This window comes from Modicisalibacter xianhensis (assembly GCF_900113605.1).
GTDB lineage: Bacteria > Pseudomonadota > Gammaproteobacteria > Pseudomonadales > Halomonadaceae > Modicisalibacter > Modicisalibacter xianhensis.
The window spans coordinates 38,340-63,836 of the sequence record NZ_FOPY01000014.1; the positions used below are offsets into that span (position 1 = coordinate 38,340).

At 54.3% G+C, this 25,497-nt stretch carries 25 protein-coding genes; 9 read left to right on the plus strand and 16 right to left on the minus strand.

Annotated elements, in window-relative coordinates:
- The 7 genes from BM194_RS20475 (at position 1) to BM194_RS15890 (ending at position 8,374) form a co-directional block, all read left to right on the plus strand.
- Entirely contained in the window at positions 1 to 1,371 is a 1,371-nt protein-coding gene (locus tag BM194_RS20475; RefSeq protein WP_143097605.1) for a hypothetical protein, read from the plus strand.
- Positions 1,328 to 3,592: a conjugal transfer protein TraN gene (gene traN / locus BM194_RS15870; protein ID WP_092848746.1), complete on the plus strand. Its 2,265-nt coding sequence runs from the start codon at positions 1,328 to 1,330 to the stop codon at positions 3,590 to 3,592. The genes BM194_RS20475 and traN overlap by 44 nt, the downstream gene beginning before the upstream one ends.
- Positions 3,580 to 4,170, plus strand: coding sequence for a hypothetical protein (locus BM194_RS20480; RefSeq protein ID WP_143097606.1), 591 nt, complete (start codon positions 3,580 to 3,582; stop codon positions 4,168 to 4,170). Before traN ends, BM194_RS20480 begins: the two co-directional genes overlap by 13 nt.
- Positions 4,167 to 4,586 carry a hypothetical protein gene (locus BM194_RS20485; protein WP_143097607.1) on the plus strand — a complete coding sequence of 140 codons (420 nt, stop codon included), beginning with the start codon at positions 4,167 to 4,169 and terminating at the stop codon, positions 4,584 to 4,586. The genes BM194_RS20480 and BM194_RS20485 overlap by 4 nt, the downstream gene beginning before the upstream one ends.
- Positions 4,583 to 6,253, plus strand: a complete 1,671-nt coding sequence (locus BM194_RS15875) for a type IV secretory system conjugative DNA transfer family protein (RefSeq protein ID WP_092848748.1) — start codon at positions 4,583 to 4,585, stop codon at positions 6,251 to 6,253. The genes BM194_RS20485 and BM194_RS15875 overlap by 4 nt, the downstream gene beginning before the upstream one ends.
- Positions 6,254 to 6,596: 343 nt before the next feature.
- Positions 6,597 to 6,941 carry a hypothetical protein gene (locus BM194_RS15885; RefSeq protein WP_092848751.1) on the plus strand — a complete coding sequence of 115 codons (345 nt, stop codon included), beginning with the start codon at positions 6,597 to 6,599 and terminating at the stop codon, positions 6,939 to 6,941.
- Positions 6,942 to 7,007: 66 nt separating this feature from the next.
- Positions 7,008 to 8,374 (plus strand): IS3 family transposase gene (locus BM194_RS15890; protein ID WP_092848753.1). Its coding sequence is split into 2 segments (ribosomal slippage): positions 7,008 to 7,470 and positions 7,470 to 8,374, totalling 1,368 coding nucleotides; the frame shifts between segments, so codons are not numbered across the junction.
- A 63-nt stretch (positions 8,375 to 8,437) separates the two neighbouring features.
- Here the strand turns inward: BM194_RS15890 and BM194_RS15895 are convergent.
- The 14 genes from BM194_RS15895 to BM194_RS15955 all read right to left on the minus strand — a co-directional run bounded on the left by BM194_RS15895 (position 8,438) and on the right by BM194_RS15955 (position 23,392).
- On the minus strand, positions 8,438 to 11,572 hold the full coding sequence (locus BM194_RS15895) for a conjugal transfer protein TraG N-terminal domain-containing protein (RefSeq protein ID WP_092848755.1): 3,135 nt from the start codon (positions 11,570 to 11,572) through the stop codon (positions 8,438 to 8,440).
- Positions 11,572 to 13,131 (minus strand): conjugal transfer protein TraH, encoded by a 1,560-nt coding sequence (locus BM194_RS15900; RefSeq protein ID WP_092848758.1) that lies wholly within the window; start codon positions 13,129 to 13,131, stop codon positions 11,572 to 11,574. The genes BM194_RS15895 and BM194_RS15900 overlap by 1 nt, the downstream gene beginning before the upstream one ends.
- Entirely contained in the window at positions 13,131 to 14,150 is a 1,020-nt protein-coding gene (gene traF / locus BM194_RS15905; RefSeq protein WP_177223437.1) for a conjugal transfer protein TraF, read from the minus strand. The genes BM194_RS15900 and traF overlap by 1 nt, the downstream gene beginning before the upstream one ends.
- Entirely contained in the window at positions 14,147 to 14,629 is a 483-nt protein-coding gene (locus BM194_RS21150) for a metal-dependent hydrolase (protein ID WP_422730674.1), read from the minus strand. The genes traF and BM194_RS21150 overlap by 4 nt, the downstream gene beginning before the upstream one ends.
- A 43-nt stretch (positions 14,630 to 14,672) precedes the next feature.
- Positions 14,673 to 15,326 carry an ERF family protein gene (locus BM194_RS15910; protein ID WP_177223438.1) on the minus strand — a complete coding sequence of 218 codons (654 nt, stop codon included), beginning with the start codon at positions 15,324 to 15,326 and terminating at the stop codon, positions 14,673 to 14,675.
- 538 nt (positions 15,327 to 15,864) lie between these two features.
- Positions 15,865 to 16,956: a DUF7146 domain-containing protein gene (locus BM194_RS15915; RefSeq protein WP_177223439.1), complete on the minus strand. Its 1,092-nt coding sequence runs from the start codon at positions 16,954 to 16,956 to the stop codon at positions 15,865 to 15,867.
- A 205-nt stretch (positions 16,957 to 17,161) separates the two neighbouring features.
- Positions 17,162 to 18,562, minus strand: a complete 1,401-nt coding sequence (locus BM194_RS15920; protein WP_092848767.1) for a DNA cytosine methyltransferase — start codon at positions 18,560 to 18,562, stop codon at positions 17,162 to 17,164.
- Between the two features lie 290 nt (positions 18,563 to 18,852).
- Entirely contained in the window at positions 18,853 to 19,224 is a 372-nt protein-coding gene (locus BM194_RS15925; RefSeq protein WP_092848770.1) for a hypothetical protein, read from the minus strand.
- A gap of 169 nt (positions 19,225 to 19,393) precedes the next feature.
- A complete protein-coding gene (locus BM194_RS15930; protein WP_092848772.1) occupies positions 19,394 to 19,807 on the minus strand; it encodes a hypothetical protein in 414 nt (137 codons plus the stop codon).
- A gap of 3 nt (positions 19,808 to 19,810) precedes the next feature.
- Positions 19,811 to 20,140: a hypothetical protein gene (locus BM194_RS15935; protein ID WP_092848775.1), complete on the minus strand. Its 330-nt coding sequence runs from the start codon at positions 20,138 to 20,140 to the stop codon at positions 19,811 to 19,813.
- 418 nt (positions 20,141 to 20,558) lie between these two features.
- On the minus strand, positions 20,559 to 21,224 hold the full coding sequence (locus BM194_RS15940) for an SOS response-associated peptidase (RefSeq protein ID WP_092848777.1): 666 nt from the start codon (positions 21,222 to 21,224) through the stop codon (positions 20,559 to 20,561).
- Between the two features lie 126 nt (positions 21,225 to 21,350).
- Positions 21,351 to 21,773, minus strand: a complete 423-nt coding sequence (locus BM194_RS15945) for a hypothetical protein (protein WP_092848779.1) — start codon at positions 21,771 to 21,773, stop codon at positions 21,351 to 21,353.
- A gap of 142 nt (positions 21,774 to 21,915) precedes the next feature.
- Positions 21,916 to 22,809: a TRM11 family methyltransferase gene (locus tag BM194_RS15950; RefSeq protein ID WP_092848782.1), complete on the minus strand. Its 894-nt coding sequence runs from the start codon at positions 22,807 to 22,809 to the stop codon at positions 21,916 to 21,918.
- Between the two features lie 67 nt (positions 22,810 to 22,876).
- Positions 22,877 to 23,392 (minus strand): DUF192 domain-containing protein, encoded by a 516-nt coding sequence (locus tag BM194_RS15955; RefSeq protein ID WP_092848786.1) that lies wholly within the window; start codon positions 23,390 to 23,392, stop codon positions 22,877 to 22,879.
- Positions 23,393 to 23,479: 87 nt separating this feature from the next.
- Here BM194_RS15955 and BM194_RS20675 point away from each other — a divergent pair, with 87 nt between their 5' ends.
- Both BM194_RS20675 and BM194_RS15960 read left to right on the plus strand, forming a co-directional pair.
- The gene (locus BM194_RS20675; protein WP_177223440.1) at positions 23,480 to 23,629 is read left to right on the plus strand and encodes a hypothetical protein; all 150 of its coding nucleotides are present in this window, start codon (positions 23,480 to 23,482) and stop codon (positions 23,627 to 23,629) included.
- Positions 23,630 to 23,689: 60 nt separating this feature from the next.
- Positions 23,690 to 24,352 (plus strand): DUF6685 family protein, encoded by a 663-nt coding sequence (locus BM194_RS15960; protein WP_092848788.1) that lies wholly within the window; start codon positions 23,690 to 23,692, stop codon positions 24,350 to 24,352.
- 26 nt (positions 24,353 to 24,378) lie between these two features.
- On the opposite strand, the gene BM194_RS15965 is transcribed toward BM194_RS15960, so the two are convergent.
- Entirely contained in the window at positions 24,379 to 24,669 is a 291-nt protein-coding gene (locus BM194_RS15965) for a hypothetical protein (protein ID WP_092848791.1), read from the minus strand.
- Positions 24,670 to 24,999: 330 nt separating this feature from the next.
- Positions 25,000 to 25,335 (minus strand): hypothetical protein, encoded by a 336-nt coding sequence (locus tag BM194_RS15970; RefSeq protein WP_092848793.1) that lies wholly within the window; start codon positions 25,333 to 25,335, stop codon positions 25,000 to 25,002.
- Positions 25,336 to 25,497: the final 162 nt, after the last annotated feature.

Here is a 25,497-nt window from a genome sequence, read left to right on the forward strand (position 1 = left end):
ATGCCGAAGGGCAATTGCCTCAAAATGCTTGCTATGGGGGCCGCTATCGCGGCCCTCGTTCCATTGAGCGCTGGCGCGTTCGCAGACCCTAGCCAAGCGGGGATGAGCGCTGGAGGAGCATGGGCTAGAGATTTCAATCCAAATAATGCTTTTCAGTCCGCCACATCCAGCCTCGGGCTTGAAGATACCAAAACGTCAGGCGAGCTTGGTGGCGAGGTTGGTCTCCAGGTAAAGCAGAAACAACAGCGAAACTTTAAATGTCGCGACGGCGCTCGACTCACAGCAGGCGGTATTCGGGTGCTTATTGAAGAGTGTGAACAAAGCGACAACGGAGAACTGGAGAGGATTAGCGTCTCAATCTGCGACGCTTTAACCCAAGGGATACGCTGTAGCGACGACCGATATACCATCAATCGTGAAATTCCGATAGGGGGAGAAGCTGCCTTTAGCGGCGGTATCCTATACGGAGCATATCGAGTCGAGGCGGAATGCTCATCATCCTCTTGCACAATGACCATGCACCAATTACATGGTGATGCATGGGGCGGTAACGATATGCGGCAACAAGGAAATGACAGGGTAAATAAAGATCCAAGCCATCCCTCAAACACTATAGCCGATGTACGGGACAACCCGACATTTACCCAAGGCAGTCAATACGCAGATGAACGATCGAAGTGCCTTGGTGGGCAAATTAACCAGCTGTTCAGCGAAGGAGATATACCAGTCTCTTGCGATCCAGAAGATCCAAGGACAATAGATTTTCTTGATATAAATAGCGGCGGGGAGTGCGAACCAGATCGCATCACAAAGGAATCCTGCGTAGTAGACATTCCAACCAGGCTAGTTACTTGCGAGCCAGAATCACGGGAATGTGAAGTTAAGCGAGATTCTGAAAAATTTACATGCGCAAGAAAACTTGAGGTAACAGGAAGAAAAATACCAACCTGTGAACAGGGCGACCACCTATTAACCATAACAAGCAACCCATGCTCTAGCTGCATTGATTACCTTAGATATAATTTTTACTGCCATGACCAAGGTTATCGGGTTGTTTACGACACAGTACGAAAATCAAATAACCAGCGCTTTAGCGGACCTCATGAAAACGTAGTTACAGGCGGCTTGAACATTGATGTACCTAAAACAGTGGTTATAGAAGACATGGGGGGAAGTAGTTGCTATCGAGTTGCTTACAAACAGAACTGTAATGGCACGACCTGCAATGTAACTGCTTATTTTGAAAACCCATGCCGAGGTATAAGTTATGCGGGTTCAAGCAGTTTCCCTATACCTATGAGGATCGAATTTACAGATAAAGTAGTCGATGAATGTACTGGTTTGGAAAGTCGCCGCCCTGAGGTTCAGTAATATGAGATATTTTATACTTAGTGTATTACTAGCCTTGACACTCAACCCTCAAATCAGCCTGGGGGCTGTTACAGATTATCAAGAATGCTATAAGTTTGGCGAAACCTGTATTGATTCGGCTCCCCGAAAGATAATGGGTGAGACCGTTCGCCGCGAGTGCTGGGAATATGCTGTCACGTACCGTTGTTATGGCGATCCATATAGCAACACATGCAATCTGCAAGAATTACAAAACGACGATGATTGGGAGTTGGTGAACAGGTACAATGAAACCTATCCGGCTACATATTCGGAATATTCTCGCATTCTTCCAGATAGCTGGATCGAAGAGTGGCAACGCAGTGAAGCTTCTTGCAGCGCTGACACTTCCTATGGCTGTGGGCCAGCTATAAGAAGTGAAGATATACTTGACAAATCAGGTAATGTCGTCGGTCAAAAAGTCACAAAGCGCTGTTATATAGGCGAGACACCTCGTTGTAATAACGATCCCAACTGTAGCGTAACGAGCTATGAATGTACCAAAGAGCAAGATGGGCTGTGTGTAAGACAAGAACAGACCTATACCTGCCGAGAGGATGGCCATTGCGATCCTAGTTCTTATGAGATCATGCCCGAGGTTAGTGATGATCAAGGCGCATTTTCCGATGCCATTGCTGCTGCTGGCATCATGGACATGATAGCGGCCGAGGGTGGTTTCGATGAAAACATGCGGTTTTTTTCGGGGTTGGAGCGCGAATGCAAAGCCGTAACAAGTGATTTCCGCAGAATGATGGAGTTCAACACGACAGTAGCGACAGTATTGGCAACATACTTTGGCGGTCCACTCGGCGCAGCACTTGCTGGCACAGCCCAGGCTGACATTATGAACGCCATTGAACACATGGAATGCTGCCAAGATGACCCTGAAGATGTCGTATTGACAAGCTCTTTTATTTCAATGGCAACGGGTGTGGGTGCCGACTACTGCGATCTCGAAGATGTGGAGCTTGCAGCTGCACGCATGGCCAAGCGTGCAGTCCAGGTCACACCTGGCTTCGTTCCGACAAATAATACCCTCTGCACGATAGCCAACTATCTGCACAATGCCCCTGCCAAAGGGGATATGTCCTATGCCAAGCAGATTTGCGCCCACTGGACAAAACCATGGTCAATTGCCAACACACAAACACAAGTAGATGAGTATCAACGTTGGTGTGAGTTCGATTCAATGCTCGCAAGGATCATTCAAGAACAGGGACGAGAACAGCTTGCCGAGCTTGCATCAAAGAATGCTGGTGGCGCACAAACAAAGAAAATCGACTTTGCCTTTTACAAGTCAACTGGCGGGTGGACTAATGAGTTAAACGTCAATGGCAATCGAGTCAGGTTCTGGCAATGGAAAGAGGAATGCGCCACGGACGAAGGTTTCACTAACTCTATGGTCTCTGGATACGATTGCCCGTCAAGCCCAGATATATATGCTGTTGTGTGCTCTGAATCGTCCTGTGGTGTACCTCCTGATCACCCAGTTTATGGGTTCAGCCCTGGTTGGGAAACGCACAGACTTGCTGCAGAAGATCACCACACGCGGGCGCTAAATCGCTATTCGGTGATAGATGGCGGATGCTACGAAGATGGATCGTGCGAATATAAAGTCCATGCTTGGAAAGCCGGAGCTGGTGGGCAACTTCGTATCCCTGTGGACATGAAATGGCCCATAAATTTCCCTAACGATGGGTGGGGAGAGTTCTCTTGGGACCACAACAATGTCCATTTTGAGGCATTTACTAATCCGCTAGGCACAGTTTCCCCTAAACGTGGACTAAGAATGTGTGTGGGATCAGAGTACGACTGCGATACAGGGGCTGCATGGAAAGAGTTAAATATTTCTTCTGACATAAGCGATATGGCCAATTATGTCAACAATGCTCCTCCTGTTACATTGACAGGGGGTTGCAACGATGAAGAATGCGAGTTTAGAGCGACAATTGAAGTTAATCTTAACGCTAAGCCTTGGTACACGTATTCAGAAAAGAAATATGAACCATGCATGCTCAAAGTCTTAGGTAGCTGCGTAGCTAAAGCGTCAACTACCTACGATAGGCAATATAGGCCTGATTGCTCGGGTTTCACTATCAATGAATTCCTTGCTTTGGACTTGGGTGATATGGATTTCTCAGAATATGTCGAAACTCTATCCGAAAAAGCACAAGCGGAGTTTAACCAGACATGGGCAAGATAAAGTTTCGCTTCACTCTGGCATGCTTCACATGTCTCGCATCCATGGGCTCCTACGGGAGCCCTGTAGACTTAGTAACAGACCAGGCTAACGCTTTAGCCAATGGAAACGCAGGTACTCAGGGTGTCGTAATGGATGCTGGTCAACGTCCGTTTCAATTGACACCAAATAATGGCTATGTCGGTTTAAAAACACGACTAGACATAGCATCACTTTATACATCCTATGAATATGGCGGGCAAAACGTACGGCAGGTAGTTAAGGCCGTTGTGGATTGGGGGGACGGATCTTCTCCTTCAACAGCCAAACCAGGAGAACCTATCTATCATACCTACGGCCATCGAAGCGATCGAGGTTCCATCACACCAGACGGTAGCATTGTATATACAGGCAGAATCAGTTTCGTAACCTATTCAGGCGATGTGTTCACAGAGCAATTCAAATATAGCATGTGGAATGACTACCTAAACTCACTTGTGCCGGGAGGCCGTGTTCTTCCAAACTCTTTACTACCAAACGTGAATGGTGCTGATGGACGAGCAAAGTTGCCAAGCGGATTTTTCGACAGGAACAGCCAATGAAAACTATAATTTTCGCTGCTTGCGTAACTGCAGGGCTTACCTTGTTTGGAATAGCACATGCTAATGCGCAGCAGCAAGACGAAAACCATCGCGTGCAAATTTACGGTGGTCCTGATGCCGGACAGCTTTTAGGCAAGTCTGTAATCACACCTGATCAACTAAGCTGGAGCAATGCATGGGTCAAATACCTTGGTGGCCAGCCACCTAAGGATTTACCACCAGGCTATATTGGCCTGTTAGTTTTCGCATCCTATCCTGGACACCTTGTAAGCATTCATCCCCGTACTGATACGACGACCACGACGATACGCTGCCGTCAGCTGCCCTTACCGGATAGTCACAGTAAGTCAGCTCCTGCCTCATGGGCAGCAGGTCTTTTCAAGGCTGAAACCATAAAGCTGGAGGGCTGCCCATGATAGCCGGCAGAATGGATGCGCTGGCCCTCACAGCGATTGCTGCAGGCGTAGCAGCGGCAACGCCCTGGGCTGCAGGGACGTTGCCTGCATGGCCTGCCGGCATTCTCGGGTCGCTGGGCATGGCGCAGCTCACTTGGAGCCAGGCAATGGCCAAGTTGCGCCAGTACGACGAAGATTCTCGTGAGGGCTTCATACTGCCCTCAGACGATCCAGTAGAGCACAACGGGCCAGGTTTACACATCGGTTTGACCACCGACAAAAACACGCGAATTAACATGCCCGACATCCTCGGGCAGCGACATACCGCGATCGTTGGCCAGTCGGGTGTTGGTAAAACCACTCTGGGAGAATACATCCTTTGGCAACAAACGGCGCGGGGACGAGGATGGCTGTTCATCGATGCGAAAATCGATCGGGACACTCGGGACCATTTAGCGTACATGGCCAAAGTGACAGGCCGTGAGGATGAACTCTACATCATCGACGTTTCAGATCCTGATAACGCCAACACCTACAATCCCGTTCTACATGGCGATCCTGATGAGGTGGCTTCTCGCCTGATGAACCTCATCCCATCGGCTGAAAACAATCCCGGTGCGGATCACTACCGCCAATCCGCCAACCATGCATTGACGGTCATCATTGCGGCTTTGCAAGCCTCGGGGCAGCTATATCACTTTGGCGATCTGTCTATTCTGCTGCAGTCCGATCGAGCTTTGGAAAACCTCGAGCGTATGACGCCCCAAGGGCCAGAGAGGCGGGCGCTATCAATTTTTCTCGACCAATTCCGTACCCGTACCAAGGAAGGGACACGAATTGACCTCAACCGCATGAAGCAAACGCTAGGTGGCATGGCAGGCCGTATAGCACTGTTCGCCCAGGGCAAATTCGGTAAGGTGTTCAATGTCTATGCGCCGGAGATCGTGCTCACAGAGATCATCCGCAAGGGTCACATGCTTTACGTCTCGCTCCCAACGATGGGCAAGGACACCGCAGCTCTTAACCTCGGGAAAATGATCGTTTCGGACATTCGTTCGGCTGTAGCCTACATACAGGATCTACCCAAGGGTGAAAGGCCAGAGCACTTCATCGCGCTCCTAGACGAGATGGGGGCTTATGTAATGGAAGGGGTAGGCCGTCTCTTCGAGCAAGCGCGATCGGCAAATATTGCGCTTATTCCTGCCTTCCAGTCATTTAGTCAGCTCAACCGGGTATCGCCCGACTTTGCTGACATCGTAATCCAGAACACATGGAACAAGATATTCTTCAAATTCGGCGCGAAAGACAGCCCTGAAGAGGCCGCTGAGATCCTTGGCAAAACTAAGCGATTCCAGCGTACCGTGTCAGTCTCGGCCAACCAGGGCGAGAGTGCGCAGTATCTGAGAACCACACCTCAATCTAGTATGTCTGATGGCGGTGGTATGGGCGAAAGCTGGCGTGAAGTTGAGGAATTTCGGGTAACACCGGATCAGTTGCGAGCGATGGATATGGGCCAAGCGGTCATGATGATGGGCGCACGTATGTACCATTTGCGAACGCCAATGATCAACTATCCAAAGCACATACCATCATTCAAGGTAATTAAACGCAAGATGAAGATTCCTGCAGACAAGCAGGCGCTCAACTTCGAGGAGCGGCTAAACGAATTTCTTACTGCAACAGCTTAGGTTTAAAAATGATTACGATATTATTTTGGGTGACCATTGCCATATTCGCCATGCTCCTCCTAGGAATACTTCCAGGAGTCAAGGAAGTGTTTAGGCCTCTCATGGATATTATATCCAAGGGAACGGTTGAGGTTTTAAAGTTTGCGGGGGGCTACATACTTTGGTTAGCCAAAACAATAATTCACGCTCATATCGACCTTGTGACACATCTATGTCATCGCCGTTCATATTTTGATCCAGCCGAAAAAATCAGGAAATAGGTTTTTCTGGTTTGACTTTGAAATCGTCGTACAGTAAAATTTAAAGACAGAAAGGTAACTGCGTCGATCGCTCGGAGGTCGAAATGGCTAAAAAAAATCGCAAAGCTCGTCGCCAACGTGCGATCGCAGCACGGCAACAAGCCGCTCAGCCGACCCAGGGCTCATTCGTCGCAAATGAGCTGCACCAACTGATCGGTGCTAACGAAGAAGATGTAGCCAGGGCTTTTAAGTGGAGAGCCAGGCAGAACGTTATTTTTATCTACGCAGTTAATGCCGTGATTTTTGCGTTTCTACTCTTCTTTACCGTGTACACATCAAACAGCGGGCTGAGCAAATTTGCCCCGTTTATTTGGGCGGGTTTCATCGCTTTGTTCTTTGCACAACAAGCTATGCTGAAACGCTACAAGCGGCTCATCCGTAACACATAAAAAAAGCCCCTGCATTTGAACTGCACCCCGGAAGTTGGACACTGATCCTGCTTTCGGGGTGTTTTCATGAGAACCAAGCATGACGAGGCATTCAAGCTACAGGTAGTGCAGGAATGCTTGCGAGGGGATGCCAGCCTAAGAGAAGTCGCTCGCCAGCATTGCCTGGATCCTTCCATGGTGCGTCGATGGACGGAGCGTTACCGACATCATGGTGCGTTGGGGTTGCGCAGGACCTCTCGCTGCCACAGCGAAGCCTTCAAGCGAACGGTGCTCGAACGCATGTGGCGTGATGGCTTATCACAGCGTCAGACGCAAGCACTGTTCGACATTCGTGAGGAAGGCGCTATTGGCAGATGGGAGCAGCAGTATCATAGTGGAGGCCTGAATGCTCTCGCACCGAAGCGAAAGGGACGATGTCCAATGGCTCAGAAGCCGCCTTCACCTCCGCCAAGTGATCCCGTCAACGATGAACGTTCCCGCAAGGAACTGCTCGAGGAGTTGGCGTACCTGCGTGCGGAAAATGCCTACCTAAAAAAGCTCGATGCCTTGATCCAGGAAAAGCGGACGGCAGCGCGAGGCAAAAAGCGCAAGCCATCCAGGGGTTAAGGCAGGGACATCAGTTGGCCTTGCTGTTGCGCGCTGCCAGGCTGGCGCGCAGCACGTTCTATTATCAGGTCAAGACGCTGGAGATTAGCGACAAGTATGCGGAGCTAAAAGTTCGGATACAGCAGATCTACGCGCAGCACCAAGGGCGTTATGGCTACCGCCGCATCACCGCGGTCCTGAGACAGGCAGGTGAGGCGATCAACCACAAGACCGTGCAGCGGCTGATGCAGGCGCTGGGCCTGGCGTCCCTGGTGCGCCGAAAGCGGTACCGTTCCTACCGTGGGGCGGTGGGACGAGTAGCGCCCAACTTGCTTAACCGCCAGTTCCAGGCACACCACTTCAACCAGAAGTGGGTCACCGATATCACGGAGTTCAACGTCAACGGCCGGAAGCTGTATCTGTCACCGGTCATGGATCTCTACAACGGCGAGATCGTGGCCTACCAGACCGGCACCCGCCCCGTGTTCTCGCTGGTGAGGGCCATGCTGCACAAGGCGTTTGCCCGTCTGGGCCTGTCAGACAAGCCACAATTGCATTCTGACCAAGGGTGGCACTACCAGCATCCCAGCTATCGACACTTGCTGGCAGAGCGGGCCATAGCTCAGAGCATGTCACGCAAAGGGAATTGCCTGGATAACGCAGCCATGGAGAGCTTCTTTGGGACCCTGAAGGCCGAGTACTTCCACCTGAACCGGTTCGAGACCATTGAGCAGTTGCAGCAGGGGCTCGACCACTATATCCACTACTACAACCATGAGCGTATCAAGATGAAACTAAAAGGCCTAAGCCCTGTGCAGTACAGGACTCAGGCCTTGGGTGCCGCCTAAATGAACAGTCCAACTTTATGGGGTCAGTTCACATTGTCAGGGGCTTTGCCTATATGACACCTCTTAACGAGACGGCATAAATTCCCGAGGATCAATTTCCTCCCCTTGGCCAGGGGACGGGTGAGATTCATTGCTCGATGAATCTGAGGAAGATCCTCCAGAACGGACCTGTATCCTTGTTATCGTTGCTTCAGTTGCGTTCAAGGTAGGACCATTGCTGGCTTGGGAATCAATCTGTGACTGACTTGGCGGTGCTTCGACATTGACCGGCTTAAAAGTGCCATTGCCACCATATTGGTAATATGCATGTCCGCCTTCACGCTCTACTGCATAGATAGCTTGCCCATGACCGCTCTCGTCTTGGGTGTAAAGCGCGGGTACGAACGTATCATTGCCAACTTGGATGTTCGTTCTCTCACCGCCCGTTATCAGGGCGTCAGCGTTTCTGGCATCGGCAGCCGCTAGATCCCTGCGATCGGCAACCGTAAAGCTCTCACCTGTATCTATAACTTGATAGCTATCGGGGCGCTCCACAGGAGCCTGGGCACTAGCTTGTATATCCTTGAGCTGGCTTGCCGTATCAACGGATAGCCCGCTAACACCATCGTCACCAATTGACGCTGTTGTTGCGCCCGCGTGACTTGCCCTTTCATTTACATCAGCGGTGTTTGCAACAACCATCCCCTGGACAGCAGCTCCGCGGCCTAATATTTCTGCTTCGTCCTCTCGCATTTGGCCCTCAACCTTCCCACGCACAGCATTTGCGTCATTCTGCATGCTATCCATTGTATGTGGAGATGCTGCTGTTGGTATTGATCCAGACCTACTTGCGGTCAATTCCTCGCTAGCACGTTGCTGTGCCTGTACTGCCTCTTGGTAATCATTCGAAGCCGCAAACAGCATTGAGGCGCGATCTTCTCCTGCTTGGGCCTCAATGATCTGCCGTGATTCTCCATCGGTAAACTTTTGAGAAAAGCGACTTCCATCCTGACCTGTAACGCTTAACGTACCGTCTTCACCAAAGACGAGCTTTCCGGTATCGGATTGAGCCACGCTGGTCGACTCTTCGCGTGAATCTTGGTTAGAGTCAGAATATCGTGCGCCAGCCTCGACCCCCGCCGAACCCCGGTAATAACCGCTTATACCACTGCTTAGGCTAAGTCCTAGCTCGCCTTTAACACCAGCTTCTGCTGCTACCTTCCCGGCTGCATGCATAGTCAGATCGTTTATTTCGCGCTCAGAAAGACCTGCTTGGTCCATCACTTGCCGGGTGGCACCCAACTCACTCATATACCTCTGCCCTTGAGTGTCCTGACTCATTCGGGACCAATCAATGGAACCATTCTGCATATAGCCATTGTCTTGGGCGTACTGAGTCGCAGATCGGAGCGTGTCAGTCATCATATTTTGAGATTGCTGGGTGAATGCTTGCTTCGTTTCTTGAGTCTGCTGAGTTGCCTCGGACCAAGATTGCGAAGCCGAAACACTTTCTCTCATATCAACCGCTCTTAGACCTACATTCGTATCCTGGCCGCTCATATTCGTTACTTGTGAAGCGCCAACACCTACATGGTGGGCCGATACTTCTTCACCGGAACTATAGCGGTGTGAGGTCTGGTGAGCATTCATACTTGCGTTGTTCATGCTCACTTGACCAGCCGTGGCAGCACCAATGGCCATACTATTCGCCGCCGCTGCTGCCTGCTGGCTACCTGAGGCCCTATCCAAGACAGAGGTGAAGGCGTAGCCACTACCCGATACCAGGCCCCACATGATGGCTGGCACCAAGGTAGACATGAAGCCGGACGCCATAACCATTTTGTCCGACATCTCACTGACTGCACTCATGTTGGCCATGGTCAATCCATCAGCGAGGTAGCCTGCTGTCTGTCCTTGAAAGTAGAGCATCATGATGTAGTTCACGATCGCGAGCCCCGGCCACCATAAAATGAGCCAGGTCATCACTTGGGCATACGAGGTGCCCATTTTTTTGCCGAGGCCGGGGACCAGAATTGCAGCAAAAACAATGGGCGCCAGCCCGATGACAAACGCCTGCAGGATCGCGAAGAAGTAGCCCGCCATATCCCTGAAGAGTATCGCAGTGCTATACCATCCAGATTGTTGGGCACGTCGCGCCTGTTCCATATTCAGAGCCGAAATAAGCTCACTTGAGCCTGTGGCCATCGCTGCGTATTCATAGGTGCCCTTGTACATTTCTGCGATCGCGGCTTGTGTGGCCAGCCCTGTGGCGTTCTGGACGGCACTTCCCCCTGAGGCCCAGCGGAATGAATCATCCAAGGCAGCCTGTGCCAACGCAGTTGAACCTGCCGCCTGCTGCAGCCAGAAGGGAGACGCCTCACGCATCCCATTCAGCAGCGCTGGTGCCGCAGCCTGTAAGCGGTTGTCGATGCTCGCATAGGCTTCATCGCAGGCCTGCATTCCCCCGTTGGGATCTGTGGCGTCATAAACGACCGTATAAACGGCTTGGTTCAGGTTGTTGCCCAAAACCCCCCATGCGTTTTGTGAGGTAATAAGCGTCACTGGCGTAATCTTGCCATTAAAGATGTTCGGCAAGGCACAGTCATTCATGAAACTTTGAATGCTCGATCGCAGATAGGGATCTGTCAGGCGGATCTTCTTCATGTCATTCAACATGCTAGCCGCCATCCCAACTGGTGCCCCCTCTGAAATTCTTAGATTCTGGAAATTGGGTGTTGTGAAGTTTGTTTCAATGCCGCTTGTGGCCCACATCCCGATCTCGGAAATGACTACGGCTGGGAGACCTATGGCTGCTGGGACACCTTCAATATGCTGAACGAATTGAGGCGATCCAACCCCATCCCACACCATATCTTCTATGAGAATGTCGACCTTCAAAGAGAACAGCATGTATACCGTCAAGATCATCCCGGCGAAATACATGGCCACCTTCTGCAGACTTCCACCGAGTATTCCGGTAAAGCACATCGCAAGGAAACCCGCCATCGCCAGGAACAGCGCAAGGTTCCTGAATCCAGGGTTAGAGTCAGGGTCTGTCAGTCGCTTGATCGCCTCCAGTATCTGCGCCAGCGCATAACCGTTGCCATAGCCATAGAAGGTCCAGGTGTCACCACTAGCTGGCGTCATGGTTTCAGCGATTGCGAGACCCGGAACAGTGACTAATGCAATAGCTGCCAGGACAGGAAATAGCCATTTCATCAGTCGACCTCCCGGGCCATATCACGAGCGAAGTCCATGCCGGCGAGCCCCATGGCATGAAGGTTTCGCAAAGTGGCCCGATTGATTTTGTCCACTTGGCTCATGATGTCTTCTTGTATCTCAGCCATACGGTTAATTTGCTCAGCTTTCTGGGAGGCCATGACCATCAGCTCATTTTGTGCATCACGGAATTCCCGCAAGATTTCACCCGGCACGGAGGATGTCATCGAAGACTTGGCCGTTGCCTGGATGGCATAGCGTATGTACTCGATGGAAATCATGTAGGAAAGAATGGTCGAGTTGCCCACTACTAGGTCAAAGGCAAGATCCGGGTAGGTCGCTGCAACGTTCACAGCTTGGTATAGCGGGAAGGGCGCTGCTGCAATGATGGCTTTCTGGGAGTCGGTCAGCGGGCTGCCACTGGCAACGTTTTTAACTGCGCCTTCAAGCTCCATGATAACAGTGGTCAAAAAGCCTTGCCCTAGAGAAATATCCTCAACCTTTGTCTTGTTCGGATTCCAGCAATCCCTCAAGTCGCTGTTGCTGCAGGTATAAATCTCGGTGGCCTGGCCTGAACTCCCTGACCATACTTTGTCCTCGCAAAAATTATTTACGAATTCAGCGTACGTAATAACAGCCTCGGAGGCTTTCTCACTTCCGCACAGAAAGATGTCCAGCATCGCATCGGCCGTTTCAATCGTCGGGGCAAAGGTGTTCGATTCGCCGCTACCTCCCTTATTGCGAACCTCAGTACCCATCCAACTCATCAACAGCTCAGCGAATATCTTGTTTTCGGCCCCCATGTTGTTACTGCCATCCCGTCCTGGGGCAATACCAGCCTCCTGCAAGCCTAGCCATGTACGGTTGCCGTCAAGCTCCAAGGCCAGTGCGCGATCGCCTGGGTTGTTGCTGAGGTGGTCGCGAATCTCGCTTCCTGAATCTGATTTGCTATCGCATGTGTCCTGCTGAGCGGCAAGCCAGTCACTCTCCACACCTTCAAACATCCCGACTGAGCTGCACCAGAGGTTACCCAATTCACCCGAGTAGTCAGGGAAGCCCTCGACCAGGGCAGTAGCGGCCTCACAGCTGTCCTGGGATAGTTTCGCCGCCGCCTGGGCCATACGCTGGGCGAACTCGAGGACATCGCCGCAAATAGGGCAGAGCTGCTTGAGTGCCAGCTGGAAGGAAAGGGCAACGACCCCTTGGGCGATCTGCTCGAGCATCTGCTGGATCTGCTCGCTGTCGATATAGGAGAACCCGCCAAAATGCGCATCGATGCCATTGCAGCCCACATCCAGCCTCGGCGGGTCAATATTGACGAGCGAGTAGCGATTCTGTGAAAAGCGCATGGTCAAGCCACCGGCCGTGTACCCGTGACGTGTTCGTGTCTCAAACGATGACGCACTGTTCGAGCTGCTGAAGCCACCCCCAGCGCTGGAGAGCCGGTCAAACGCATTTTCAAGCGCGTTGGCTTCGGCCTGGCTTGTAGTGGCCGTTATCGACAACCCGCTGATCACGGTCGACGCCATCATGGTTACGAATTTCTTTCGGGAGAACATTACTCACCTCCTTGGGGAATGCCGGCGCCGAGACCGCCGGACGACCGCTCAAGCATGTCGGGGACACTGAAATCAACGGGAGGGCTCGTGCCGTCTCCAACCGCCTCGAGGCCCTTTTCCGCAGCCCGCTGGATGGCACCGAAAAAGACTTCAATCCTCGAGGTAATGCGCTGCGCTGCTTCCACACCGCTGGAGACGCGAAACCAAAGGTCATCCTGTGGTAGGTGGAGCCATAGATCCGGCACCGCTTCTACTGCCAGGTGTCGGGCAGCCTCCACTGAGCGTCCTGTGGTATCGCAGCTGTTCGCGAATTCAGGCATGCACCCTCCATCAAGAGGGGCGTTGTAGATGGTCAGCCCGGTACGACGACCGAGCTGCTTCATAACTGGCTGCATGTCGTGGCAGAACTGGCAGCTGGATCTGGTAAACCAGACGAGGAAGCCACCCTGGTCATTGATCTCTTCCATGACCGCGTTGCGCTTGCCATCCCGTGCTCGAGAGGCAGCTCGAAGCCCAAAGCTCGATACCGGGCTATGTACCAGCGGGTTGAGATCCTGGTTTTGGATCTGATTCCACTCCCACATCCTCGACATCGTAATGGCCTGGTCGACAGCCCATCGCATATAGCGCTGAAAGGCCTCGACCGTCTCTGGATTGTTGGGATTCATCACCGACTGGTTCAGCAGCATGTCACGCTGCTTGGCCTGGAACTCGAAGCTCCCCTGAGGGTCGACGAAACCGCATGAGGGTTCCCACTGTTCTGGGTCTGTGCAGTCTTTCTCCTCTGGCGCTTTCGCCATGGGAATCTCTACTGGAGGCTCTGCAGGTTCGTCCTCCTCTTCATCATCATTCAGGTGCCCCCAGAACCACCCACACTCGCGGGGGTTGTTGCTATCAAGGCAGGCTTGCCCCCGGCTCCCATTGGACTGGGCGATCGCAGGCGAACTCAGTGTCAGCAAAAGCGCCAGCATGAGCAGTAGCGTTGGCACCGGCAAAAGGCCGGCTGTCTGGTGTTTCATAGCACGAGGCTCCGTATCAATATCGCGGCGATGACCCAAGCCAACAGCACGGGCCAAAATTCCGAGGTGCCGCCATCCCATAGCTTCAATGAGTGGCGTTTAGCGGGGTGCCATACAGGCACTCCCAAGGGTGTGCCGGCATCTCCAATAACGTGAGAGAGCCCACCGACCGAGAAGCCTAAGAGGAGGGCGGCAACCAAAGGCGCATCTGGTAGCCATGCGACCGACACCCCGGCCAGCCCCAGCCAAGGGAGCATCCAGTGAGTCACGGTCCTGTGAGGGATGAGCGTGGCGGGTCCAATGCGAATTTCCAGCCAATCAGGCGCCGTAGATCCAGGCAGCGCCATCGCCGCAACCGCTAGCGCTGACATGCCGCCATAGAAGGGGGTAAGAATTGCGCCAGCCGAGGCGCCAAGCGCAAGGCCGAATAGTCGATGTGCGTTCCCGGTCACGGGGCCTCCAAAACAAGTTTCATGCACGCGAAAAGCCCCAATTCCGCAAAGGAAAAGGGGCTATGGAACGTCAAGCATGTTGGTGTTGCTGTCGCTGGAGAATTCGGCGTCGCTGTGCGATCGCTCCCTTGAGCCGAGCTGACAGGTGAGCGTCCAGTTGAGTGTTATTGACCCAGCATTCAGCTGAAGCCAAGCGCCCAACATCTGAGTTTTCGATCTCTGCTAGAATCGCCTCGGGCGATGCCAGGCGAGGACCGTTCATGACACGCGGCTTTAATGGTTCCGGCGCTTCCTGGGGAAGAGGCGTTGAAGCACATACAGCTGCGTTGTTGGCAGCGTTTCCATCATCGTCCGGGCCGTGAGCCAGGCCGAGAAGCGCCATCAACCCGTACCGCCGTGCATAGGTCTGGGCTGACGCCACGCCATGGCTATCCAGGGTTTCAACAGGCATCTCACAGTAAGAGCCAATGTATTCCCCGGAAGGCCCATGAATGAGCATGGTCTCCATCACCACAGAGCCCACCATCCCGGGCACGGGCGCTTGAACTAAAGCGATCTCATTCTTATTCAAGACTTCGCGAATACTGCCGATTAACACTGTGAGGCTCGCATAGCGGCTGTCGTACATCGGATTCGTGGAATCCGGGGCGATCCAACCACCTAGCTCAGCCTGCACCGACGCTAAGGCTCTGCCAATGCTGGCAATCGAGTCACTACGAATCATAAGGTGTTCTCCTCTCATCCCCCTGGTGTTGGGGTCTCATGAGAGATAGGGGCGCCACTGACAGACAAAGGGGAGGTGATAACGAGAGAATTTCGGGAGTGGCAATGCCGCTGAGGTGACTCGTGACAGCGGTAAATCAAACAAACGTTTATTTTATGCAAAGCTTGGAGAACTGATGCAGCACGTAAGGGAACTAGATGAAATCCCTAGGCCCCATACAACCCTGGTCTCAGCGCTAATAACTGAAAAGAAAAGCCAGACTGGTTATGGAATGACAGATCACACGGCAACCGTAGATCCTGTGCTGGCAGCCTTGCGAACAGAAGCACCGCCAGGAGGCATGCTGTCTACGCTCAGAAGCGCCAATACTGCAGGTATGCGCTTCAAACGGGGAGGGGTGTCATGACCTAACCAATCTGAGAGATTATGCCCAACCCAAATTCAGCAATATGAAACCATGCATCCCGGCATTCCAAATCCCACTATGCTGAAATTGAAAGAACCCTCCCAACATAGGATGTTAGGAAGGTTTGAAGGGTTAAGCAGCTTCGCTCGTGCGGGGAAAACCCGTGAGTCCGCTACTGGTGTACACATCAGCCCAATCCACGCTCTCATCAGCTGAGCTGGGTGCATCAGGGATCTTGATTGACGCTTGAACCCCTTTCTCTAAGAGCCGAGCTTGGAGCACTTCAGCCGCGTCCTGGCCCGCCTTGCGACCCTTCCTGTCGGGGAGGTCACGATCAGCCCAGATGACGACTTCAGTGACACCCTCAGGTGGCTCGAACGACCTCATCAGCGAAGCTGACAGTACCGGCCAGACAGGCATCCCAGTTGCCGCCCGAATAGCTAGCGAAGTCTCGATGCCCTCAGCCACGCCAATAACGCCGCCTGTCGTAGTCCCCAAGCGGATGGCACCACCATGGACATCGCCTCCATTCACCACAGGGAACAGCTTTTTAGCCTTGCTTACCGGGGCCTTCTCCACAACCCCGTTTGCGGCGCGGTTGAGGTACGTCCTATGCATCGTTACAGGCTTTCCAGCCGCATCCCTGACGATGGTTATCAACGCAGGGTAGTGGCCAAGCACTTTGCCTTTCTCGATATAGGCCAGCTTCGGGTGGAGGCGTGCCTCCGTCTCGAGAACGCTAAGCATCGGTTTTACAGGCAACCCGCGGAACTGCAGGTAGCTCGCCAGCATGAAGCGACCTTCCCCCCTTCCCAGGGGTAGAGCTTCTTCCCAGCGCTTGCGCAGCGTTGGCCGAATGTCCTGCTTTTCCTCGGCCTTCGGTGGCGCTGGGCGTGATACGGCGGGAGCCAGCGGCTCAACGGCTTGTTCACCGAGAGCCCCCATGACCTGCTCCAGGATTTCGGGAAGAGACCAGCCTTTCAAGTCCTTGAGTAGGCTGAATCCATCCCAATTTCCGCAAGTGCAGATGGCCGTTCCACGTTGCTTGAAGCCGCGATCGAGGCGAAAGTCCTCCTTGCCACCATGTATGGGGCAATCGATGTGATGACCCGGGTGGGCTAGAGCAGCCTCCAGCTCCGGGCACAAGGCCTGAAAGACCATATCCCACCGACCTTCCGCAACACGCTTCACATCAGCGATTTCGTACTTGTTGCTGTTTCTCATGATCTGCTCCTCTCTCATTCCCGGTTGCCCGGATCTCACAAGTAGATAGGGCGACCAGTGACGGCTATGGAGAGGTAGGGGAGACACTGCCACCAACCAGAAATGTTCCGCATGCGAAACACTGCCGGCCGGTTTCTCTGGACCGAGAAAAGCCCCTTCCTGTAGGGAAAGGGGCTTGAAGGGTGCCTGGGGTTCCAGTGAATGATTAAGCCGCGGAAAGCGTCTTAGCCGCCCCTTGGTGCCAGGCTGATTTGTACTGCTCACGAACGTTATGCAAGCAGTTGCCAATGAGACGGCCCACTGCGCGGAAAGCGCAATGCACCACACCTTGGCCCAGTAGTTCGTGGCTGACTGTCTCAGACAGGCCTTGAACTAGCTCTTCAGGTACGGTTTTGACTCGGGCATGTTCTGCCTTCGTCAACAGCCGCGACTGGCCAGCATCGTCAGGATGGCGGATGAACGGCTCTGTGGAACGCGCTTTTGCATAGCCACGTCCAATGGTGCCGAGGCTATCCTCAGTCCCATCGAGTAGCTGCCGGCGAAAGCCCTTTCCCGCCGCCAGATCCCTGGCTTCTTTTTCGGCAAGGTAGTCGTAGGGCTTGAAGCGATCCTGCACTACCTCAAACGGCTCCAACACCTCAGCGATTGACGCTTCACGTTGACGTACCGGCTCCAGCGCCTCGAGGTCGACCTCGATGCCCTTGCTCACCGCGAGCATGCAAAGCCGATCACGCCGCTCCAACGATCCCATGGCATACCCATCCAGGATGGTCTCCTGAACGTCATAGCCAATGCTTGCCAACACACTGCGAATGACCGTCATACTGGCGGTCGTCTGGTACGGGGGTACGTTCTCCAGCAACACCATGGCCGGCCGCAAAGTCTGGATGGCATTCAGGAAAGCAACGAAGAGACTTCCTGCCGTCTCATGCGCTTCTGCCCGATCCAGCCCATTTTTCGCCCGTCCTGACAGACTAGCCCCCGTACAGGGCAAACCAGCACAAAGGAGGTGAATGAACGGCAGCTTGTGCCACTCCACTTCCTCCATCGGGCCTTGGATCGCAATGCTATCCTCGTCCCACACTGGGTTGTTCGCCAGGGATGCCTCCAGGTACGCACTTTCAAGCTCATTGGCGAAGGCCAGGCGTGCGGGGATACCGACATCAGCTAGCCCAGAATGGATCGCGTGATCCAGCACACCGCCACCGTGGGCGATAGAGCCAATTTCAAGCGGCTCACCCTTGGTCAGGGCCTGCAGTAGCCGACCCATACGATCCGATTCCGCTAGATCATGGTGATGAATCGTGATGTCGACACGGTTGCCCCTGACGACGACACGCACCCGCTCCACCTTTCCCAACGCTTGCGCCAGCTCAGCTGCCGTAATGTCGATGACAGGTAGCTCTACCTCCCCACGCTTCCTGCGAGACACCTTGTAAGCACCATCCTCTGCAAATTGCAGGGTCAAGCTTTTACGGCCGGCAACAAGGTTGAAGCGTTGCCCTGGGGCAATTCCAGTCCGCGCCAGCCGATTGCCTTCCAGCCACAGCCGCTGCTTGCCCCGGTGCTCGCCGATCTTGGTGTAAATCACAGTGCTCTTGCTCATGATCCGATCCTCTCTCATTCCTGCGAAATGCAGGTCTCGAGGGGAGGTAGGGGGCCAGGTGACCCAAAACGGGGCGGTGGGGATGTTGCACAGGTTGCGCCAGGAAGGTCATCGGCGCCGACCAGCAGGGGGAACGTTGCATAGTTGAGCCCGAAGCTACATGGTTCGATGGCTGAGCTTGTGAGGGGGATGTTGCACAGCTGCGATCGGCGGATGTCGGCTAATGACAGGCTGGGCATGGGCAGCCAGAACGAGAAAGACCCCTCGAGGTGAGGGGTCTGTTGAATGAACTACGCAGCGGTCTTGATCATATGCACCAGCCCAATGCCGCGGTTGAGGGCTTCTCGAGCAAGCTCGAGGGCATAGGCATCAAGATGAGTGTTGTCCTCGGTCTTGTTGACCTCAACACCCCCCTTTACGGCTGCCACATCATCCAAAAGGACTGATTGGCTGCCTACCTTCAGTTCGACCTTGGCCTTGAGTACACCGAAGAACCACTTATTCTCTGCCCAAGTTTCCTTATCGGATACTGAGTAGGTATCAAAGCAGTGCGGTGTCACGTCAGGATCATGGTCAAGCATCACGGTGATCGTGAAGTCGCCATGTGTACCTGTAACGGTGTCACTACAGATAGCAAAGCAGTCGAATTTCGTCATTTCCATGATCTTTCTCTCTCTCATTCCTGCGGTATTGCAGGTCTCAAAGGGAGATAGGGGAGGCACTGTCACAAACTGACAGGCCCAGGGCCTCGCGCATGAAAAAGCCCCTCGAGGAGAGGGGCCTTGAATCAATACTGCTAAGCGGAAGGCGATTGTGCGACCAAATAGCGAGTCACGCAGCTGTCCGGTCAAGCAGGGAGCGAACATGCGGGTTGGCATCCCTGCCATCACCTTCGACTCCCTGAGCGGGGCGATTGAGCGAGGCGCCAGCCCAGAGAGCCACCGCAGCTGACCGGCTGACACCGGCATTGCAGTGAATAACCAGCTTCACCTGTCTGCGATCGCTGGCCCACTGGCGAATCCAGCCAGAAATCGTCCGCGCATCTTCAAGCGTCATGGGCTCTTCACACCCGAAACCCTCACCTGGGACGACATCATCAAACTGTATGGAAAGAACATCAGTCCATCCCTTAGCCAGGCGGGGTGAACGCTCATCGATTCCCCGAATGGACAGGACTACAGTATCGGCGTTTGCCGGCCGCCGCTCGATGTCACGTCGACTTGTGTATTCGATGCTAGTGATCATGGGTTAATCATCCTGGCTAGTTAGGGCATGGAGTGCTTGCTGGCGCACACGTCCTGCGACGTGAATCCTCATCGCGTATTCGGAAGCCGCGAAGCGCGATCGCTTTCGTGACGACTGACGATTCATGTGCTGCTGGGTATCAATCACCAAAGCCTGGGCGGCCGCGACATAACGCAAGAGGGTTTCGCGCTCGGGATACATGGGATGCGAGCTATCCCATGACAGACGAACGCACGCCTCGCCAATCACGGAGGAGCGAGAAAAGGGGTTGTCCAGGTAGTGTGTCACTAGCGCGTCGCCGGTCTGGGCGATATGCCCTTCACGTTGCTGCATGGTGATTCCCCTATTGTCCCCTGGCTCATGAATGGCTGGTTGTAGGGAGATAGGGCCGGCGCTGACACAGAAAGAGAAAGCCCCAACTAGCGAACTAGAAGGGGCTTGAAGGTAAAGCGTTGAATCTGATCAGCACAGAGCTGCAGATTTGCCGTGCATGACAGCTTCCCCTGGAGCGAAAAGCCACAGGGATGCCTCGAGGAGGTTATCAGGATTGCTGACGTAAGCGCCCTTGCGTGATAGCCGAATAGCCAGCGGGCCTTGTCGAAACAACCTGACAACCTACCTAAGAGGTTATCGTGATTACAATTTTTCGTTTCCCATACCGCTCAATGAACGGCCTCGCCAATAAGATAGGGGGATGGGTGACACCTGGGAAGGCTTTAGGGAGAAAATTCGTTGCTACGATAGATTTTTTTTATTCCTCAACACCTTCTACCGAAGCCAGAAGGCCCTGGCCCTCTGCAGCCGCGTCGTTGACCGCCGAGCTGACCGGATAGGAGACCAGCTGCCACGGAGGCAAGGGCTTGAGGTGCTTCTTCAGCGTGTCGCGGTCTCGCACTTCAGGATCGAGCCAAGCATCAGCGCCAGCCGCGACGACCACCGGCATACGGCTATGAATCCGCTTAGCTTGTCCCTGTGCCGGCTGGGTCACGATCGCACAGCCCAACTCGCCATCTGCTTGCTTAGTGAAAACCCCAGCCAGCAATATCAGTCGATTCGAGGCACCGCAGAAGTAGAAGGGTCGCTTGCGATCACCCTCGTGCTGCCACTCAAACCATCCGTTCACGGGCACTAGGCAACGGTGGCGGGTGAACGCGCCTTTCCAGAACCTGCTCGACGCCAGGCTTTCAGCTTTGGCCACATGAGTACGGGGCGCGTCCTTTGGCGCCCACCTAGGTTGAAATGTCCACTTCAGCGTGGTCACCTCCGGCTCACCATCGGTAGCAGCGATCGCCACGATGGGATCACCTGGAGCAACGTTGTAACTGGTAGGGGGGAATGTTGCACCGGAAGCGATAGGGTAGCTGAAACTATCGGCCACCTGCCTGACATCATCAAAAAGGGCAAAGCGTCCGCACATGATGGCTTCACTTCTGTTTTGAATTTTGATTATTCACCGTTTCGCATGCGAAACAACGTCCATCCAAGAAAAGCCCCTGACAAGCAGGGGCTGAGATTCTTGTCTCCATAGGTGAGCCAGCCCTAATCAAGCTGCCAGCATGACACCAGGAAACTCCGCGGCACAAATACGCTGAAAGGCCGGGTCTGTTAGGTCAAGGAATACCGAATCCCCATGCTTTTGGATCTCGCGAATGTCGTACATTCCCCACTCCTCGACTTCTGCGTGCCATGGCTCAGGTCCATGCCCCGTCCAGTGAACGAAGTATGATCTACCATCAATCCTGATCTCGATGCGATCGCTGATCAGAAAGATTGGCCAACCACGCGAGCGTGCCACTGGGCTCAGCGCCAACCGTCCAGAGAAGGTGTCTAGGTACGCCACCTGCCAACGCAGGTCATCACCACCAATGAACATCTCCCGAGGATCGACCACCCAAACCTCCACCCTCTGAATGCGGTTTCGAGATGCGTAGGGTTGGCGACTCTCAGTAGCGTAGTTGCTGCACATCAGGGTTTTCCTCTCTCTCATACCTGCCGGATGCAGGCCTCGAGGAGAGGTAGGGGTTGGCATGACAGGCAGGGGGCGGCTTTTCACACTGAGACCAGCAAGAGAAAAGCCCCCAGGAGGTGATCCATGGGGGCTGAAGTGCTTATGCGACTCGCCAGATTCCACGCTCGACTGGGGCAAACCAGTCATTGACGTATAGCGTCTGACGAACCTTCTCGCGCCAGTGTTGGCGTCCTGCCAACCGATCCGGCGCATGCTCTGCTACCGCTTCATAGAGCCGCGATAGCGATGCCTCCCCGCCCAGCGACACCAAGGCCTGTCGCACAATAGCTTTCCATGTGCCTCGGATTCGGCGCTGCTGGGCATGAGCCATGCAGGAGAGGGTCGACAACAGCGCTACGCTCCTGTCAGGCCGCTGCCAGAGCAGGATGTACTCGTGCGACACCCTGGGCAGACGCATGCCAGCATACTGACGTGATGCGCTCTGAACGTTGTGCTGTGCCTTGATCAGCACCGCTCGCAGCTCACTCCCTGGCATCCGTGCGATCGCATCAGCTTGAAATGACCAATATTGGCCGTTACGCCTCAGGTCACCGATGATCGTTCCGTAGTAGCCGCCGTGATGGACAGCCTCTCGCTGATTGAGTAACGCCTGCTGGAGCTTGTCCATGAACTCGTCAGGATCAGCGCAGCGGGATAGGTCATCCGGGTGCTCGCCAGGGTACACATTGCCGCTGTACACGATCATGTCGTGATAGGGCGGGTGCGAAAGGCAGAGGTCCACCGGCTTGCCCGTAGCATCCAGAATGGAGTGCCGCAGGATGTTGAAGCCTGAGTGCAGATCCAGGCCAAAGGCCTCGATCCCCATCTCCTGAGCCACCTCTACCGAGGTTCCGCTTCCAACCATCGGATCACAGAACGTTCGAGGTTGAAGCTGCTGGAAGATGTCCTGGTAGACAAATCCCGAGCAGTTGCCCCGCCAGCTGGATTGGCCCCACTTTCCCCGGTTGGGGTGAGAAATAACGGATGTGCTCATGATCTTGCTCCTCTCTCATTCCTGCAAAAGCGCAGGTCTCAAGAGGGGATAGGGGGACAGCTGACCGTCACAGGTCGACCTCGAGGCGATCCCCCACGGCCACACCACGCTCATCGAAGTAGCCGGCGTTTACCTCCAGGGCCATCCAGAAGCGGGCGCCAGCGGGATACCGTGGACAGGCAACCTTGTATGCAGTGCAGGGCGCCATGCTGGTGATCGACTGGATCTCCCCAGCGCGATCGAGGAAGGCAATATCGAGCGGTATGCGAGTGCGGTACATCCAGAACGCATGGTCGGCTGACTGTTCTTCATCGTAAATAAAGAGCATGCCGGCATCGGGCGCCAGAGAATCACGCTCCATCAGGCCCATCCGGCGCTGGCGCGGGGTCGCAGCCATCTCCAGGGTCAGCGTGTGCAGACCGTCCTTGGCATGCAGAACGCCGGGAGCAACAGCAGTTACCTGACGTTGGATCATGCTTACGACCAGGGCGGTGCCAATCAAGAATGCCGCGATGATGCCGATAGCTTGCCGGGTGATGGGCCGATTGTGTCTAGCAAGCCATTGTTGAAGCTGAGACACCATTACCTGGGCTCCAAATTAAAATCAGAATGTCACTCCGAGATAGAGCCGAGGGTGACCATACCGGGACAGGGGTAGGGGGAACATATCATGCCGGCGACCACGTTACTGGGCCGCTGGCTGCGCCATGCTCGCTGGGGCAATCCAGCAGCCGTGCAGCATGCAGTCGAATTTTCACACCTAGCGGCCCGGGTGAATCCACCAGCCGCCAGCGCCAGCGAACTCGGTATCATTCAGTGACACCGATGGCCGCTTAGCACCGGGGGCGACATAGCCTACTGGCAGCCAGGGCCTAGAGGTTTGCAATGCCAGCGTCTCCCGTATTCTCCAGCCGCGGGGCTCACAACGACCACCTACGATGACAACTTCAGTTGCTCGATCAGGGACATCATTTCCTTGGCATCGGGGAAAGGCGATCTTGTCGACTACGCCACTCTCGACTCCTATGCCTTCGGCGAATGCCGCGGATTGGTTCATAGCGATCGCGCCAGCATCGAACCCTTACTCAGCTGGCATGAACTCCGCTTCCATGGCGGCGCTGGAGAGTCACTGGAAGGCTTCAGCTGGCAACCCGGGGGTTATCACTTACACAACCAGGGCGGCGCCCATCACTTCGCCGCGGCCCGCCTGATTGCAGGCTTCTTCGATCCTGAGCTACACATAAAGGCTCCCCTGACCAGGCATGCACTGAATCCCGAGGTCGCCCTGAGCATCCTCGCCGCTTTCGACATCTTCTGTGAGCCAGAGGATCACACGATGAACGAGGCCTTCATGAAGCGCATGGCGGCAGCGCAGATACCATTCGCCACCTGTGCAGCACCCCCACCGTGGCAGGATGGCCATCGCCTCCTACTGTTCCCCCGACAACACAACAAAGCCACGGCAGCAGCAGACATATTCCGGGCCTACGGCTGGCTCGATGTCGGCGCATTTCTTGGCAGGCACGCGATGTTACAGCAGTAGCCAAGCAGCACGATCCCATCTATTGGTCAGGGCCAACGTCGCCCCAAACGCCTTGAAATGGCTAACGCCAACACCGCCCCCACCGCGATCAGTCCCAAAGCCACCGGCAGGGAGGGTGCTGTGAGAATGGTAACAACTGCCCCAAGCAAGCCAGTGAATATGTCCGGGTATTCCAGAAGACAAAGGAAGAGATAAGCCCCAAGAAGCAAGGTAAAGGGGGCAAATGCGATAAGTCGGGTGTACCAGCGGGAATCTTTGCCCACCATTGCGTCGAGGCACTTATCGAGTAGTTTTTGCAGAGAGTTTTTGGATTTCATGGGGTCTCCTTATTTGAATCCAGGGCGCCAACGTGGCGCTTCCTGTCTTATTTACCCCCAACGAAAAAAACCCCTTTGAATCCCTGCAAATTTCTCGCTTCGAACCCTGATCCCCCGCCGTGTCAGGTAGGCCATCGCCTCCTATAGTTACCCCGTGAGCACGACAAAGCCACGGCGGCAACTGGCCTACTCCGGGAGGCCTGCGACTGGCTCTATGCCTGCAGTCTCCTACGCCAATAGGCAATTCCTCTGCCTTAGCCGAACAGATCGGCCCTATCCATTGGAAAGGGCCGATGCCGGTTAGCTCTAGTGCTGGCGCCAGCGCAGAGGCTATACGCCTAGCTGAACGCTGGTGGCCTGAATATACCCTTCTTCAATCTTGATTAGGACACATGTTTCATAGGGATCGTTCGGGTAAGGGCTACCGGCTTCAGAGAGATTGATGCCTCGCTGGCGCAGCGCTGTGATGGCCCTGCGGTTGGGAGAGCCATCAGGCTTGAAAAGCACGTCTTTCGAAAGTTCAATAATCTGCTCGATCAATTGCCGAGTACGGTCATCCGTTACGCTAAGAAACTCCCCATTGAGCAAGTTGCTCTCATCGTCCGGGTTGTATATGTCGTGAGCATCCAAATCGTTAATCGTCTGCGCCAGCGCATCTATGCTCATGCTGTGTCTCCTGTCCGGTTGCGATCGCCCCTGGCCACCCTGCGCCCTGGGTCCATTCAACTCTATGGTGTTGGTAACATAGTTTTACAAGCTAGAGAGGCGTATCGATAGCCTGCGCAGCCATCGGCCGCAACGAAAAAGCCCCTGCCAGCAAGTGGTAGG

What these genes read in the sequence shown, in the direction of transcription:
- BM194_RS20475 (WP_143097605.1), top strand. Translation starts at nt 1, where the DNA reads ATGCCGAAGGGCAATTGCCTCAAAATGCTTGCTATGGGGGCCGCTATC.
- traN (WP_092848746.1), top strand. Translation starts at nt 1,328, where the DNA reads ATGAATGTACTGGTTTGGAAAGTCGCCGCCCTGAGGTTCAGTAATATG.
- BM194_RS20480 (WP_143097606.1), top strand. Translation starts at nt 3,580, where the DNA reads ATGGGCAAGATAAAGTTTCGCTTCACTCTGGCATGCTTCACATGTCTC.
- BM194_RS20485 (WP_143097607.1), top strand. Translation starts at nt 4,167, where the DNA reads ATGAAAACTATAATTTTCGCTGCTTGCGTAACTGCAGGGCTTACCTTG.
- BM194_RS15875 (WP_092848748.1), top strand. Translation starts at nt 4,583, where the DNA reads ATGATAGCCGGCAGAATGGATGCGCTGGCCCTCACAGCGATTGCTGCA.
- BM194_RS15885 (WP_092848751.1), top strand. Translation starts at nt 6,597, where the DNA reads ATGGCTAAAAAAAATCGCAAAGCTCGTCGCCAACGTGCGATCGCAGCA.
- BM194_RS15895 (WP_092848755.1), bottom strand. Translation starts at nt 11,572, where the DNA reads ATGAAATGGCTATTTCCTGTCCTGGCAGCTATTGCATTAGTCACTGTT.
- BM194_RS15900 (WP_092848758.1), bottom strand. Translation starts at nt 13,131, where the DNA reads ATGTTCTCCCGAAAGAAATTCGTAACCATGATGGCGTCGACCGTGATC.
- traF (WP_177223437.1), bottom strand. Translation starts at nt 14,150, where the DNA reads ATGAAACACCAGACAGCCGGCCTTTTGCCGGTGCCAACGCTACTGCTC.
- BM194_RS15910 (WP_177223438.1), bottom strand. Translation starts at nt 15,326, where the DNA reads ATGATTCGTAGTGACTCGATTGCCAGCATTGGCAGAGCCTTAGCGTCG.
- BM194_RS15915 (WP_177223439.1), bottom strand. Translation starts at nt 16,956, where the DNA reads ATGAGAAACAGCAACAAGTACGAAATCGCTGATGTGAAGCGTGTTGCG.
- BM194_RS15920 (WP_092848767.1), bottom strand. Translation starts at nt 18,562, where the DNA reads ATGAGCAAGAGCACTGTGATTTACACCAAGATCGGCGAGCACCGGGGC.
- BM194_RS15925 (WP_092848770.1), bottom strand. Translation starts at nt 19,224, where the DNA reads ATGGAAATGACGAAATTCGACTGCTTTGCTATCTGTAGTGACACCGTT.
- BM194_RS15930 (WP_092848772.1), bottom strand. Translation starts at nt 19,807, where the DNA reads ATGATCACTAGCATCGAATACACAAGTCGACGTGACATCGAGCGGCGG.
- BM194_RS15935 (WP_092848775.1), bottom strand. Translation starts at nt 20,140, where the DNA reads ATGCAGCAACGTGAAGGGCATATCGCCCAGACCGGCGACGCGCTAGTG.
- BM194_RS15940 (WP_092848777.1), bottom strand. Translation starts at nt 21,224, where the DNA reads ATGTGCGGACGCTTTGCCCTTTTTGATGATGTCAGGCAGGTGGCCGAT.
- BM194_RS15945 (WP_092848779.1), bottom strand. Translation starts at nt 21,773, where the DNA reads ATGTGCAGCAACTACGCTACTGAGAGTCGCCAACCCTACGCATCTCGA.
- BM194_RS15950 (WP_092848782.1), bottom strand. Translation starts at nt 22,809, where the DNA reads ATGAGCACATCCGTTATTTCTCACCCCAACCGGGGAAAGTGGGGCCAA.
- BM194_RS15955 (WP_092848786.1), bottom strand. Translation starts at nt 23,392, where the DNA reads ATGGTGTCTCAGCTTCAACAATGGCTTGCTAGACACAATCGGCCCATC.
- BM194_RS20675 (WP_177223440.1), top strand. Translation starts at nt 23,480, where the DNA reads ATGCCGGCGACCACGTTACTGGGCCGCTGGCTGCGCCATGCTCGCTGG.
- BM194_RS15965 (WP_092848791.1), bottom strand. Translation starts at nt 24,669, where the DNA reads ATGAAATCCAAAAACTCTCTGCAAAAACTACTCGATAAGTGCCTCGAC.
- BM194_RS15970 (WP_092848793.1), bottom strand. Translation starts at nt 25,335, where the DNA reads ATGAGCATAGATGCGCTGGCGCAGACGATTAACGATTTGGATGCTCAC.